This window comes from Streptomyces sp. NPDC023723, assembly GCF_040639815.1.
In the GTDB taxonomy this organism is placed as follows: Bacteria; Actinomycetota; Actinomycetes; order Streptomycetales; family Streptomycetaceae; genus Streptomyces.
This window is the reverse complement of the sequence record NZ_JBFAAP010000038.1, coordinates 58,597-70,822: the sequence shown is the minus strand read 5'-3', so window position 1 is coordinate 70,822 and position 12,226 is coordinate 58,597. Positions and strand designations below refer to the sequence as shown.

Below are 12,226 nucleotides of genomic sequence, written 5' to 3'. Positions count from 1 at the left end.
ACAAGGACCACAGGTCCTCCGGCGCCATCCGCTCGACAAGCGCAGCAGTCATCACCCCAGAATGCCGCAAGATCACGCCAAGTGAAATGGCGTCTTAAGAGGCCCAGCAAGACGCCCAGACGAGACGCCCAGAGAAGACGCCCAGACGAGACGCCCTGCCTCAGTCGCCCATCTGCTGGAACGCGCTCACCGTCGCGTCCGGCTCGCCCTCGGCAGCGCCTTCGTCACCGCCCCCGTCGCCGTCCTTCGTCGCGACGGCGCCGTACGACCAGGGGATGTCCTGCGTGGCGGAGGCGCCCGGCAGGGCGAAGCGTGCGGTGCGGACGTCCAGGCCCGCGCCGTCGTCCTCCCCGCGCACGTAGGTGAGGGTGAAGGACGCCGCGGCGTCCTCGGCCAGCGTCAGCCGGCGTGCCGTGGCGCCCTCCTCCCGGCCGATCTCCTTCGATGCGCCGTCCACGAGGAGGGTCACGGTCGGGAAACCTTCGAGGACGCATTCCGAGCCGCGGTTGGTCAGGGTCACGGTGACGGTGCCGGTGTCCCCGGCGGCCGGCGCGGGGCTCGCCGCGACCTCCGTACCCGATCCGCCGATCCGGCAGGCGGCGCCGTCGCCGCGGTCGTCGGTGCCGCCGCCCTCCGCGTCGGAACATGAGGTCAGCACGGGCAGCAGAAGCGCCGCGACTGCCGAGACGGCGAGGGCGGTGGGCCGGGCGGTGCGCATGAACGGGTCCTCTGGAGGCAGGTGTTCGGCCAGCGGGCGAGTCGCAAGGTTACTTGCCGGAAGCCGCCTCAGCCGCCGAGCCCCTCCGGCGGCAGACACTCGACAGCCCACTCGGCAGCCCACTCGGCAGATTGCCGCCCTCCGCCTTGGCGAACGTCTCGCTGCCCTCGCTGCAGTACGAGCGCTCTCGGTGGGCAACCCGCGCCACCCGCGTGACCCGCCTCGCCCGCATCACCCACGTCACCGGAAGCTCCAAGCGACAGCGGACGGCGGGCCGGGTCGGGTCAGCCGGCCCAGCCGCACGACAACCCGCGAGCTACCAGGACGACTTGCGCACCCCGGGCAGATGTCCGGCGTGCGCCTGTTGGCGCAGAGAGACGCGGGAGAGCCCGAAGGTACGGAAGTAGCCGCGCGGGCGGCCGTCGGTCTGGTCGCGGTTGCGGACGCGGGTGGCGCTGGCGTCCCGGGGCTGGCGGCGCAGCTCCCGCTGGGCGGCGAGGCGCTCGGCGTCCGTCGAGGCCGGGCGGCGGATGATCTCCTTCAGCTCGGCGCGCCGCGCGGCGTACCGCGCGACGGTCTCCTGGCGCTGCTCGTTCTTCGCGATCTTGCTCTTCTTCGCCATCAGACCCGCACCCCCCGGGCGCGGATACGGGCCACGGCCGCCTCGACGCCGATGGTGTCGACCGTCTTGATCGCCCGCGCGCTCAGCCGCAGCCGTACGTGCCGGCCCTCGCTCGGCAGCCAGTAGCGCTTGGACTGGATGTTGGGGTCGAAGCGGCGCGAAGTGCGCCGGTGGGAGTGGGAGATGCGGTTGCCGAAGCCCGGCTGGGCGCCGGTCAGCATGCAGTGGGCGGACACGGTGACGTACCTCTCCTCGAAGGAATCCGACCCCCTACTGTTAATGGGAATCGTTTTCAGTAAGATAGCAGCATGGCACGCAACGAACTCCGTCCGGTCATCAAACTGCGGTCCACCGCGGGGACCGGTTTCACGTACGTCACCCGCAAGAACCGCCGCAACGACCCCGACCGGCTGACCCTGCGCAAGTACGACCCGGTGGCCGGCCGGCACGTCGACTTCCGAGAGGAGCGCTGAGCACCGCCATGCGCGAGGGAATCCACCCCGAGTACCGCCCGGTCGTCTTCCGTGACCGCGCCGCCGACTACGCCTTCCTCACCCGGTCCACCATGAGCGACGACCGGATCGGCGGGAAGACGATCGAGTGGGAGGACGGGCACACGTACCCCGTCGTGGACGTCGAGATCTCGGACGTCAGCCACCCCTTCTACACCGGTACCGCCCGGGTCCTGGACACCGCCGGACGGGTGGAGCGCTTCGAGCGCCGGTACGGCCGACCCGGAAAGCAGAGCTGATGGCCGGGCAGGAGGCCGGGCGGCCGGCGCTTCCCGTGGTGATCGTCGGCGGACTGCACGCCGACGCCCGCGCGGCGGCCGTGGCCCGGCTGCTGGCCGACGTGCCCGGCAGTGTCGTCCTCCACCACGACCTGGCGACCGCCGCCGCGGGCACGGTGGTACGGACCGTCCGGGACGCCACCGGGATGCTGTCCGCCGGGGAGGCGCCGCTGGTCAACGACTGCGCCTGCTGCGCCCTGCGCGAGGACCTGGTGCCCGAGCTGGCGCGGCTCGCGGACGCCGGGACCGTCCCGCTCGCCGTCGTCGAGCTGTGGGACTCCGTCGAGCTCAAGGCGATGGCCGAGGTGGTCACGGCCGGCGGCTTCACCGTCACCGGCGTGCTCACCGCCGTCGACCCGGCGCTGGTGCTGCCGTACCTCGGCAACGGCGACGACCTGGCCGACGGCGGCCTGGCCGCGGCCGCCACCGACCGGCGCACGGTCGCCGACACCTTCGCCCGGCAGCTGGAGTACGCCCCCGTGCTGGCCGTCGCCGACTCCCCGGAGGCCGACGACGAGGACCGCGAGCTGCTGGCGCAGCTGCACCCGACCGCCCGCCAGGTTCCGATCGGCCACGGTGACCTGGCGGGCTCCTCCACCTCGGACCTGGCGCGGGCCGCGCTCGCCGGTTTCGACGTGGAGGCCGCGGCGGCCGCCCAGCACCCGGCCTGTGCCCTGCTGCCCGCCGAGGCCGACGCGCACGGTGTCGCGACCCTGGTGTGGCACCGGCGCCGGCCCTTCCACCCGGAGCGGCTGTACGCCGCGCTGGAGGACCTGACCTGCGCCGCGGCCCGCAGCCGGGGGCGGTTCTGGCTGGCCGACAAACCGGACACGCTGCTGCACTGGGACGCCGCGGGCGGGGCGCTGTGCGTGGAGGGGGCGGGGCCGTGGCTGGCCTCGCTGCCGGACGCGGCCTGGGAGCTGATGCCCGCGGTCCGCCGGGCCGCCGCCGCCCTCGACTGGCACCCGGAGCACGGCGACCGCTGCCAGCACCTCGTCTTCACCTCGCCCGGCCTCGACCGGGACGGGCTGGTACGGCTGCTGGAGTCCTGCCTGCTCACCGATGCCGAGTACGCCGCCGGGCCGGGCGCCTGGCAGCGGCTGCCGTCCGCCTTCGACACCCTTCTGGAGGTCTGACCGCCGTGCCCCACAAGGCCGATCCCAAGGCCGAAAGCAATGCCGAAAGCAATGCCGAAGACAAGACCGACCGCGAGACCGACCACAAGACCCACCACAAGACCCACCACAAGACCCACCACAAGACCCACCGCAAGACCGACCGCAAACCCCTGTCCAAGTCCCGGCCCAATCCGCTGGACCAGGCGGGCGTGACGTACATCGACTACAAGGACGTCGAGCTGCTGCGGAAGTTCCTCTCCGACCGCGGCAGGATTCGCAGCCGCCGGGTCACCCGGGTCACGTCGCAGCAGCAGCGGCAGCTGGCCGCCGCGATCAAGAACGCGCGCGAGATGGCGCTGCTGCCCTACGCCGGGCGCTGACCGCGCCCCCGCGCCGTCGCTCAGCCCTCCTCGGCCGCAACAACCTCAGGGACCCGCCTGACCAGGCGGGTCCCTGAGGTTGTTGCATGATCAACAGAAGCCGGGGCAGACGCGGGAACGTGCGGCAGCGGCCGGGCGTCCCAAAGGAGACGGGGCTGTAACCGAGGAACCACCCCGCGTGCACGTGCATTTGCGCATGCAGATGCACGTGAACAAGGTTATGATCCGCATCAGTTGACCAATGCATCAATGGCCACACCAGCCACTTGTGCGACTTGTGACACCGGGGAGCGGCCTGTGAACCACGACGTGTACAACGGCATCGCCGCAACGGATCTGCACGGCGTGGCCTGGCAGAAGAGCCGGCACAGCAATTCGCAGGGCTCCTGCGTGGAATTCGCCCTGCTGCCCGGCGGGGACGTCGCCGTGCGCAACTCCCGCTTCCCCGACGGCCCGGCGCTGGTCTACACGCGCGCCGAGATCGAGGCGATGCTGCTGGGGGTCAAGGACGGGGAGTTCGACCACCTGGTCGCGAGCTGACCGGGGCGGTCCAGTCGGCCCGGTTCCGCCGGCCCGGTCCCGCCGCCCCGCGAAGGGGAGTCCCCACGGATGTCCCCTCGGATGTTCCCACGGATGTCCCCACGGATCGGTCGGCGCAATGGGCGCGGTCGACCCGGTGGGTGTGGTCGGCTCGGTGGGCGCGGTCGGCCCGGTGGGCCCCGTAGCGCCGGGTGACGGACCGCGCGCCCGCCGTGACGCGCGTAGAACCCCGGCCCGAAGAAGCGGCGCGGGAGATCACTGGGCCGGCGGTTCCGGCAGCCGGAACAGCGCCCAGACGACTTTGCCGCGCAGGGTGCCGGTCAGCGGGTACCAGCCCCAGCCGTCGCTGAAGGACTCGACCAGGAACAGGCCGCGGCCGGACTCCGCGGCGAAGTCCTCCGCCGTGCGGGCCACCGGGCTGTCGTCACTGGGGTCGCGCACCGCGCACACCAGCCGCTCGGCGCACCGCATCAGATGCAGCCGCACCGGGCCGTGCCCGTCCGCCGGCCGGGTGTCGCCGCCCCCGGCGGGCAGTGCGTGCCGCAGGGCGTTGGTGACCAGTTCGGAGACCACCAGACAGATGTCGTCGAAGCGGTCGCCGGTGGGCCAGCCGTCGAGGGTGCGCCGGGTGAACCGGCGGGCCTCGCGCACCGCTTCGTAGCGGGGCGGCAGGGCGCAGGAGGCGGCGCAGGAGACGCTCGCGGGATCCATCGGCGGAAGGCCCTGCCTCAACGGCTCGAGCATGGTCGATCCATTCGTCCCCATGCGAGGCACTCCCGGGAATTCGCGGTCCGTAGCGATGCGGCGCGGTGGTGCGGGACCATGGTTTCGGATGCGCAGAGCAGATGCAAGGGCAGATGCACGTGCACGTGACCGAAATGCGCCTGCCCGTACCGCTTGTTGGGCAAATTTTCCGCCATCTTCCCTTGTCCGCCCGGGTGTCGGGTCAGCTACTCCTTGCCAGCACCTGTGTGTTTTCTTTGGCTGAACTCCGTTTCCGTAACCGGACGAGTACTGCTCGGAGTGTTTTAGTGGCAGACTTCGGCCTCTGCGGATGGTTGGGGAGGCTGGCGAACGTGAGCGCGGGAGAGCCCGGATCGGTGGTGCGGCGCATGCTGCTCGGATCACAACTCAGGCGACTTCGTGAGGCGCTGGGGATCACGCGGGAGGCGGCCGGATACTCGATCCGCGCCTCGGAGTCGAAGATCAGCCGTATGGAGCTGGGCCGGGTGAGTTTCAAGACACGCGACGTCGAAGACCTGTTGACGCTGTACGGCATCACCGACGAACAGGAGCGCGCCTCCCTGCTGTCGCTGGCCAAGGAGGCCAACGTCGCGGGCTGGTGGCACAGTTACTCGGACGTACTGCCCAACTGGTTCCCCACCTACGTGGGCCTGGAGGGCGCCGCCTCGGCCATCCGCGTCTACGAGGTGCAGTTCGTGCACGGTCTGCTCCAGACGCCGGAGTACGCCCGCGCGGTGGTGCGCCGAGGGGCGCGCGGTGCGAGCGAGGCCGACGTCGAGCGCCGGGTGACGCTGCGCCTGGAGCGCCAGAAGTACCTGGTGGCCGAGAACGCGCCGCAGTTCCACATCGTCCTGGACGAGGCCGCGCTGCGCCGCCCCTACGGCGACCGCGCGGTGATGCGCGGCCAGCTCCAGCACCTGATCGACATGTCCGAGCGCCCCAACGTCCGGCTCCAGGTGATGCCGTTCGGCTTCGGCGGCCACTCCGGCGAGTCCGGCGCGTTCACGTTGCTCAGCTTCCCCGAGTCGGACCTGTCCGACGTGGTCTACCTGGAGCAGCTCACCAGCGCGCTCTACCTGGACAAGCCCGAGGACGTCGCCCAGTACGAGAAGGCGATCAAGGAGCTCCAGCAGGACAGTCCGGGCCCGGACGAGAGCCGCGACGTACTGCGCGGACTCCTCCAACTCATCTGACTCGTCAGTAGAGTTCAGTACGATGACGTGTGGACGGATCGTGAAGGCGATCGGTCGTCGACTCCGCCTGCCCCGGCAGCAAGGGATTGAGGGATCACATGTCGTCCTACTTCACCGATCTGGCGCGGCAGTACATCGACGGTGAGTGGCGGGCCGGTTCCGGCTCCTGGGACATCATCGACTTCAATCCGTACGACGACGCCAAGCTCGCCTCGATCACGATAGCCACCGCCGACGAGGTCGACGCGGCCTACCGGGCCGCCGAGCGCGCCCAGCGGGAATGGGCGGCGACCAACCCGTACGTCCGCCGCGCGGTGTTCGAGCGGGCACTGCGGATCGTGGAGGAGCGCGAGGCGGAGATCGCCGAGGCGATCGTCGCCGAGCTGGGCGGCACCCGCACCAAGGCCGGCTTCGAACTGCACCTCGCCAAGGAGTTCCTGCGCGAGGCGGTGCACCTGGCGCTGCGCCCCGAGGGCCGCATCCTGCCCTCCCCGGCCGACGGCAAGGAGAACCGCGTCTACCGGGTCCCGGTCGGCGTCGTGGGCGTCATCAGCCCGTTCAACTTCCCCTTCCTGCTCTCCCTGAAGTCGGTCGCCCCCGCGCTCGCCCTCGGCAACGGCGTCGTCCTCAAGCCGCACCAGAACACGCCGATCGTCGGCGGCACCCTGGTCGCCAAGATCTTCGAGGACGCGGGTCTGCCCGGCGGTCTGCTCAACGTCGTCGTGACGGACATCGCGGAGATCGGCGACGCCTTCGTCGAGCACCCGGTGCCCAAGGTCATCTCCTTCACCGGCTCGGACGCCGTCGGCCGGCACGTCGCCACCGTCTGCGCCGCGCACTTCAAGCGCGCGGTCCTGGAACTGGGCGGCAACAGCGCCCTGGTGGTGCTCGACGACGCCGACCTCGACTACGCGGTGGACGCGGCCGTCTTCAGCCGCTACGTCCATCAGGGCCAGGTCTGCATGGCCGCGGGCCGGGTGCTGGTGGACCGGTCGGTCGCCGACGAGTTCACCGAGAAGTTCGTCGCGAAGGTGAAGACCCTCAAGGCCGGCGACCCGGCCGACCCGGAGACCGTCATCGGCCCGCTGATCAACTCCCGGCAGGCGGACGCGGTCGCCGGCGTCGTGACGCAGGCGCTCGCCGAGGGCGCGACCGCCCTGGTGCACGGCGGGCGCACCGCCAACCTGGTCGAGCCGTCCGTGCTCACCGGCGTTCCGGCCGACTCCGCGCTGCTGCGCCAGGAGGTCTTCGGCCCGGTCGCCTTCCTGGTCCCGTTCGACGGCGAGGAGGAGGCGGTGCGCCTGGTCAACGCCACGCCGTACGGCCTCAGCGGCGCCGTGCACACCCGGGACGTCGAGCGGGGCGTGAACTTCGCCAAGCGGATCGACACCGGCATGTTCCACGTGAACGACGGCACCGTGCACGACGAGCCGATCGTGCCGTTCGGCGGCGAGAAGCACTCCGGCCTCGGACGGCTCAACGGCGACGCGATGCTGGACGCCTTCACCTCGCAGAAGTGGATCTCGGTGCAGCACGGGCGGAGCCGCTTCCCGTTCTGACCGGGGCGGCCCCGCCGCCAGGACGGCCCGACGAAACCCGCGCCCCTGAGCACTGAGCCCTGTGCCTTGAGCACTGAGCCCTGTGCCCTGAGCCCCGCGCCCTTGTGCCCCGCGCCCTTGTGCCCCGCACCTCCGCGCCCCGCGCCCTAACCTGGACCCCATGTCAGTGATCCGTCTCCTCGTGCTCGGCGCGGTCCGCCAGCACGGGCGGGCCCACGGCTACCAGGTGCGGAGCGACCTGGAGTACTGGGGCGCGCACGAGTGGTCCAACGCCAAGCCGGGCTCGATCTACCACGCCCTGAAGCAGATGGCGAAGCAGGGACTGCTGCTCGCGCACGAGACGGCCCCGTCCACCGCGGGCGGCCCGCCCCGGACCGAGTACGAGATCACCGAGGCGGGCACCCGCGAGTACTTCGCCCTGCTGCGCCGCTCCCTCACCGCCTACGACCAGAAGCCGGACGTGCTCTCCGCCGGGCTGGGCTGCATGGTCGACCTGCCCCGCGCGGAAGTGCTGGAACTGCTCCAGGAGCGGATCCGGGCCATCGAGGCGTGGCGGAAGACCGTCACCGAGTACTACACGCCCGAAGAGGGGCCCCAGCAGCTCGGCCACATCGGCGAGATCATGCACTTCTGGGTCGACTCGGCCGACACCGGCGCCCGCTGGACCCGCGGCCTGGTCGAGCGCGTCCGGGCCGGCGCCTACACCTTCGCGGGCGAGGGGGAGCCGTTCGTCGGCGTACTGCGCGACGGCGAGCAGAACCCGTACGGCACCCCCGAGCCGCACCCGGGCGACCGCCACTGAGCCCGGGACCCCGCCCCCCGCGCTTGCACCTCACGTCGCGTGAGGCGGCAGCGTGGTCCGCGTCGGAAGTTCGGAAGAAGGGAGCGGGGAGTTGAGCTACTCCGTGGGACAGGTGGCCGGCTTCGCCAAAGTGACGGTGCGCACACTGCACCACTACGACGACATCGGCCTACTCGCCCCCGGCGAGCGCACCCGCGCGGGGCACCGGCGCTACAGCGACGCCGACCTCGACCGGTTGCAGCGCATCCTGTTCTACCGGGAGCTCGGCTTCCCGCTCGACGAGGTCGCCGCCCTGCTCGACGACCCGGACGCGGATCCGCGCGCACAGCTGCGCCGGCAGCACGAGCTGCTGACCGCCCGGATCGAGCAGCTGAGCGAGATGGCGGCGGCCGTGGAGCAGGCCATGGAGGCACGCAGGATGGGCATCGACCTCACTCCCGAGGAACGGTTCGAGGTGTTCGGGGACAAGGACCCGGAGCAGTACGCCGACGAGGCGGCGGCGCGCTGGGGCGGCACCGAGGCGTACGCGGAGTCGCAGCGCCGGGTCGCGCGGTACACCAAGGAGGACTGGAAACGGCTCCAGGCCGAGGTGGCCGACTGGAGCGAGCGCTACGCCGCGCTGATGGCGGCCGGGGAGCCCCCGGCCGGCGAGGCCGCCATGTGCATGGCGGAGGAACACCGGCAGCACATCGGGACCTGGTACTACGACTGTTCCTACGAGACGCACCGCTGCCTCGCCGGGATGTACGTGGCGGACGAGCGTTTCAAGGCGTTCTACGACGCGATGCGCCCCGGCCTCGCCGAGCACCTGAAGGACGCGATCACGGCCAACGCGGACCGCCGCGCGGGCTGATCCGCGGTTCACAGCCCGGCCCGAGGGTGGCCACAGTTCATCCTGGTCCCACCGGTGGAACCTGGGGCGGGCACAAGGCGTTGATAGCTTTGTGCGCGGCGTGTTCCAACGCCTCACCCTTCCACCCCACAGGAGCCCGGAACCGTGACGACGCTTGCCCTCGGCCCGAGCTGGCTGGATCCGAACTACCTCCTCGACACGTTCGGCATCTGGGGCCTGCTCCTCATCGTCTTCGCCGAGTCGGGCCTGCTCATCGGCTTCTTCCTGCCGGGCGACTCGCTGCTGTTCACCACCGGCCTGCTCATCACGTCGAACCAGCTCGACTTCCCCCTGTGGGCGGCCATCGCGCTGATCTGCCTGGCCGCGATCCTGGGCGACCAGGCCGGCTACATGTTCGGCAAGAAGGTCGGCCCGTCCCTGTTCAAGCGGCCCGACTCCCGCCTGTTCAAGCAGGAGAACGTCGTCAAGGCGCACGACTTCTTCGAGAAGTACGGGCCAAAGTCCCTGGTCCTGGCCCGTTTCGTGCCCATCGTGCGCACCTTCACGCCGATCGTCGCCGGCGTCAGCGGCATGAAGTACCGCTCGTTCCTGACCTTCAACGTGATCGGCGGCGTCCTGTGGGGCGCGGGCGTCACCCTGCTGGGTTCCTGGCTGGGCGGCATCGACTTCGTCAAGGAGAACATCGAGGCGATCCTCATCCTGATCGTCCTGATCTCGGTCGTCCCGATCGCGATCGAGTTCCTGCGCGCCCGCGCCAAGAACAAGAAGAACCCCCAGCACCCCGAGAACCCTCAGAACTCCCAGCACCCCCAGAACTTCCAGAGCCCCCAGAACTCCCAGTACCCCCCGCAGGCGCAGACCCCCTACGAGCCGCCCGCCATGGACGACGCCACCACCCAGCTCCGCCGCATCGACCCCGCCGACCAGCACCAGCCCCCGCAGCAGCAGTACGGCGACCAGCAGTACGGCAACCAGCAGCAGCCGTACCCGCAGCAGCAGCCGTACGCCCAGCAGTACCCGCAGCGGCAGCCGTACCCGCAGCAGCAGTACCCCCAGCAGCAGTACCCGCAGGGCCACGGCCAGCAGGAACAGCCGTACGGCAACCCCAACCCGTACAACAACCAGGGCTACTAGGACCAGGAACCGCGGGGCGTCAGAAGCCCCGCGTCCGCTTGGCCGCCCGCCGCCCCGCCGCGCTCGCGGCCCCCGGCACCTTCAGGAACAGCCGCGAGATCTCCGACCCCAGGTTCACCCCGATGGCGATCGCCATCGCCAGCGCGACCGCCTTGGACAGCGACACCAGTCCCCGGTCCACCTCGCTCTGCGCGATCGCCAGCAGCCCGAAGTACGTCGCCGAACCCGGCAGCAGCGGTCCGATCGCCGCCGTCGTGTACGGCAGCGCGGACGCGAACCGGTACCGGGACATCAGCTGCCCGAACAGCCCCACCAGACCCGCCGCCGCGGCCGTGGAGGCGACCGGCGAGATCTCGCCCGCGTAGTGCATCGCCCCGTACACGCACCAGGCCACGCCCCCGTTCAGGGTCACCGCCAGCACGGTGGATCGTTCCTGCTGGAGCAGGATGGCGAAGGCCAGGGACAGCAGCATCGAGGCGATGATCTGCACCACCGGATCGTCACCGGTGCCCAGCGCCGCGTCCGGATTGAGCTTGGCGCCGAGCTGGACGCCGAAGTACAGCACCACCAGCACCCCGGCGACGATGCTGACGAAGAAGTACAGCACCTCGAGGAGCCGCGCCGCCGCGGTGATGTAGAAGCCGGTCAGCCCGTCCTGCACGCCCGCCACCAGCGCCCGCCCCGGCAGCAGCGCGAACAGTCCACCGGTGATGACCGCCGACGCCTTCACCTCCACATGGGTCAGGGTCAGCGTGATCCCGATCGCGGCCGGCGGCATCGCGGCCACCGCGAACTGGTAGAACTCCGGCAGCCCGCGCCCGGCGCAGTACCAGGCCAGCCGGTCGCCGAGCATCGCGCCCAGCAGCGCCGCGACGAAGACGATCAGGTCACCGCCGACCAGCAGCGAGGCCGCGCCGGCCAGCAGCCCGCTGGCCGAGGTCAGTACCCAGGTCGGATACGGGTGCCGGTTGCGGCGCATCTCCGCCAGCCGCCGGTACGCCTCCTCCAGGGAGATCTGCGTCTCCGGGTCGCTGAGGTCGTCCACCAGCTGGAACACGGCCGCGAGCCGGGTGTAGTCGGTGCCCCGGCGGCGTACCGTCCGCGACGCCGTCACCGGGTCCTCCACCAGGGACGGCTGGTGCGAGATGGACAGCAGCGTGAAGGTGACGTTCGGCTCGCAGCGGTCCAGGCCGTAGGAGCGGCAGACCGCGAACATCGCGGCCTCCACGTCCTCGGCGCCCTCGCCGCCCGCGAGCAGCAGCTCGCCGATGCGCAGCGTCAGGTCGAGCACCCGCGGCACAGCCGGTCCGGTCTCGTCGTCGTGCCGCTGGGGCGACTCCGGCGCGGGCCGCTCGGCCACCGGCATCCGCAGCATCGTGCGCATCCGGTCCTGCCAGGGCAGATCCTTGGTGAGATTCACCGCCGGCATACCGCTCGGCGGGGTGAAGGCACTCACGCTGTACGACTCCGCGGGCGTCGCCTGCGGTGCGTCCAGCCCCTCGGGCAGCGCGAACTCCGAGGTCACCTCGGACTCGCTCGGGCCGGCCTTCGGCACCGCCAGCCCTTCGGGCAGCGCGAACTCCGACGTCGTCGACGACTCCCCGTCGGCCGGTGCCGCGAGCCCGCTGGGCGGCCGGAAGGCACTCCTGGCCTCGTCCGACTGCGGCTTCCGGTCCTCCGCGTCCGTCACTTGCACATAGCTCCCTACAACCACAACCTCCAGTAGCCCTCAGTATGCGCACACAAACACGAACGGGCCGCACGCGTCCGCGT

The 12,226-nt window shown here is 71.0% G+C and carries 15 protein-coding genes; 10 read left to right on the top strand and 5 right to left on the bottom strand.

The window, feature by feature from the left end; translation table 11 throughout:
- Window positions 1-160 precede the first annotated feature (160 nt).
- From AB0G32_RS29760 to rpmB, 3 genes are all read right to left on the bottom strand, one after another.
- Window positions 161-718 carry a DUF4232 domain-containing protein gene (locus AB0G32_RS29760; protein ID WP_361169969.1) on the bottom strand — a complete coding sequence of 186 codons (558 nt, stop codon included), beginning with the start codon at window positions 716-718 and terminating at the stop codon, window positions 161-163.
- A 316-nt stretch (window positions 719-1,034) separates the two neighbouring features.
- Window positions 1,035-1,340 carry a 30S ribosomal protein S14 gene (rpsN, locus tag AB0G32_RS29755; protein WP_361169966.1) on the bottom strand — a complete coding sequence of 102 codons (306 nt, stop codon included), beginning with the start codon at window positions 1,338-1,340 and terminating at the stop codon, window positions 1,035-1,037.
- The gene (gene rpmB / locus AB0G32_RS29750) at window positions 1,340-1,576 is read right to left on the bottom strand and encodes a 50S ribosomal protein L28 (protein WP_361169963.1); all 237 of its coding nucleotides are present in this window, start codon (window positions 1,574-1,576) and stop codon (window positions 1,340-1,342) included. The genes rpsN and rpmB overlap by 1 nt, the downstream gene beginning before the upstream one ends.
- A gap of 72 nt (window positions 1,577-1,648) precedes the next feature.
- On the opposite strand from rpmB, the gene rpmG reads away from it, so the two are divergent.
- From rpmG to AB0G32_RS29725, 5 genes are all read left to right on the top strand, one after another.
- Window positions 1,649-1,813 (top strand): 50S ribosomal protein L33, encoded by a 165-nt coding sequence (gene rpmG / locus AB0G32_RS29745; protein ID WP_044382365.1) that lies wholly within the window; start codon window positions 1,649-1,651, stop codon window positions 1,811-1,813.
- An 8-nt stretch (window positions 1,814-1,821) separates the two neighbouring features.
- On the top strand, window positions 1,822-2,091 hold the full coding sequence (locus AB0G32_RS29740) for a type B 50S ribosomal protein L31 (RefSeq protein WP_361169959.1): 270 nt from the start codon (window positions 1,822-1,824) through the stop codon (window positions 2,089-2,091).
- A complete protein-coding gene (locus AB0G32_RS29735) occupies window positions 2,091-3,266 on the top strand; it encodes a GTP-binding protein (RefSeq protein WP_361169956.1) in 1,176 nt (391 codons plus the stop codon). Before AB0G32_RS29740 ends, AB0G32_RS29735 begins: the two co-directional genes overlap by 1 nt.
- 152 nt (window positions 3,267-3,418) lie before the next feature.
- Window positions 3,419-3,628 (top strand): 30S ribosomal protein S18, encoded by a 210-nt coding sequence (gene rpsR / locus AB0G32_RS29730; protein ID WP_361169984.1) that lies wholly within the window; start codon window positions 3,419-3,421, stop codon window positions 3,626-3,628.
- 297 nt (window positions 3,629-3,925) lie between these two features.
- Window positions 3,926-4,168, top strand: a complete 243-nt coding sequence (locus AB0G32_RS29725) for a DUF397 domain-containing protein (protein ID WP_361169953.1) — start codon at window positions 3,926-3,928, stop codon at window positions 4,166-4,168.
- 255 nt (window positions 4,169-4,423) lie between these two features.
- Here AB0G32_RS29725 and AB0G32_RS29720 read toward each other — a convergent pair whose 3' ends face one another.
- Window positions 4,424-4,912 (bottom strand): ATP-binding protein, encoded by a 489-nt coding sequence (locus tag AB0G32_RS29720; RefSeq protein ID WP_361169950.1) that lies wholly within the window; start codon window positions 4,910-4,912, stop codon window positions 4,424-4,426.
- Between the two features lie 368 nt (window positions 4,913-5,280).
- On the opposite strand from AB0G32_RS29720, the gene AB0G32_RS29715 reads away from it, so the two are divergent.
- The 5 genes from AB0G32_RS29715 to AB0G32_RS29695 all read left to right on the top strand — a co-directional run bounded on the left by AB0G32_RS29715 (window position 5,281) and on the right by AB0G32_RS29695 (window position 10,453).
- Complete coding sequence (locus AB0G32_RS29715) at window positions 5,281-6,105, top strand: helix-turn-helix transcriptional regulator (RefSeq protein WP_361169981.1); 825 nt, start codon at window positions 5,281-5,283, stop codon at window positions 6,103-6,105.
- A 98-nt stretch (window positions 6,106-6,203) separates the two neighbouring features.
- Window positions 6,204-7,664, top strand: a complete 1,461-nt coding sequence (locus tag AB0G32_RS29710; RefSeq protein ID WP_361169947.1) for an aldehyde dehydrogenase family protein — start codon at window positions 6,204-6,206, stop codon at window positions 7,662-7,664.
- Between the two features lie 160 nt (window positions 7,665-7,824).
- A complete protein-coding gene (locus tag AB0G32_RS29705) occupies window positions 7,825-8,466 on the top strand; it encodes a PadR family transcriptional regulator (RefSeq protein WP_361169944.1) in 642 nt (213 codons plus the stop codon).
- Window positions 8,467-8,557: 91 nt separating this feature from the next.
- On the top strand, window positions 8,558-9,319 hold the full coding sequence (locus AB0G32_RS29700) for a MerR family transcriptional regulator (RefSeq protein WP_361169941.1): 762 nt from the start codon (window positions 8,558-8,560) through the stop codon (window positions 9,317-9,319).
- A 144-nt stretch (window positions 9,320-9,463) separates the two neighbouring features.
- A complete protein-coding gene (locus tag AB0G32_RS29695; protein ID WP_361169938.1) occupies window positions 9,464-10,453 on the top strand; it encodes a VTT domain-containing protein in 990 nt (329 codons plus the stop codon).
- A 19-nt stretch (window positions 10,454-10,472) separates the two neighbouring features.
- Here AB0G32_RS29695 and AB0G32_RS29690 read toward each other — a convergent pair whose 3' ends face one another.
- Window positions 10,473-12,143, bottom strand: coding sequence for a threonine/serine exporter family protein (locus AB0G32_RS29690; protein WP_361169935.1), 1,671 nt, complete (start codon window positions 12,141-12,143; stop codon window positions 10,473-10,475).
- Window positions 12,144-12,226 lie beyond the last annotated feature (83 nt).

Bases quoted from the DNA above. Each gene is read 5' to 3' on its own strand.
- AB0G32_RS29720 (WP_361169950.1), bottom strand. From the start codon at position 4,912: ATGCTCGAGCCGTTGAGGCAGGGCCTTCCGCCGATGGATCCCGCGAGC.
- AB0G32_RS29710 (WP_361169947.1), top strand. From the start codon at position 6,204: ATGTCGTCCTACTTCACCGATCTGGCGCGGCAGTACATCGACGGTGAG.
- rpmG (WP_044382365.1), top strand. From the start codon at position 1,649: ATGGCACGCAACGAACTCCGTCCGGTCATCAAACTGCGGTCCACCGCG.
- AB0G32_RS29760 (WP_361169969.1), bottom strand. From the start codon at position 718: ATGCGCACCGCCCGGCCCACCGCCCTCGCCGTCTCGGCAGTCGCGGCG.
- AB0G32_RS29705 (WP_361169944.1), top strand. From the start codon at position 7,825: ATGTCAGTGATCCGTCTCCTCGTGCTCGGCGCGGTCCGCCAGCACGGG.
- AB0G32_RS29735 (WP_361169956.1), top strand. From the start codon at position 2,091: ATGGCCGGGCAGGAGGCCGGGCGGCCGGCGCTTCCCGTGGTGATCGTC.
- rpsN (WP_361169966.1), bottom strand. From the start codon at position 1,340: ATGGCGAAGAAGAGCAAGATCGCGAAGAACGAGCAGCGCCAGGAGACC.
- AB0G32_RS29715 (WP_361169981.1), top strand. From the start codon at position 5,281: ATGCTGCTCGGATCACAACTCAGGCGACTTCGTGAGGCGCTGGGGATC.
- AB0G32_RS29740 (WP_361169959.1), top strand. From the start codon at position 1,822: ATGCGCGAGGGAATCCACCCCGAGTACCGCCCGGTCGTCTTCCGTGAC.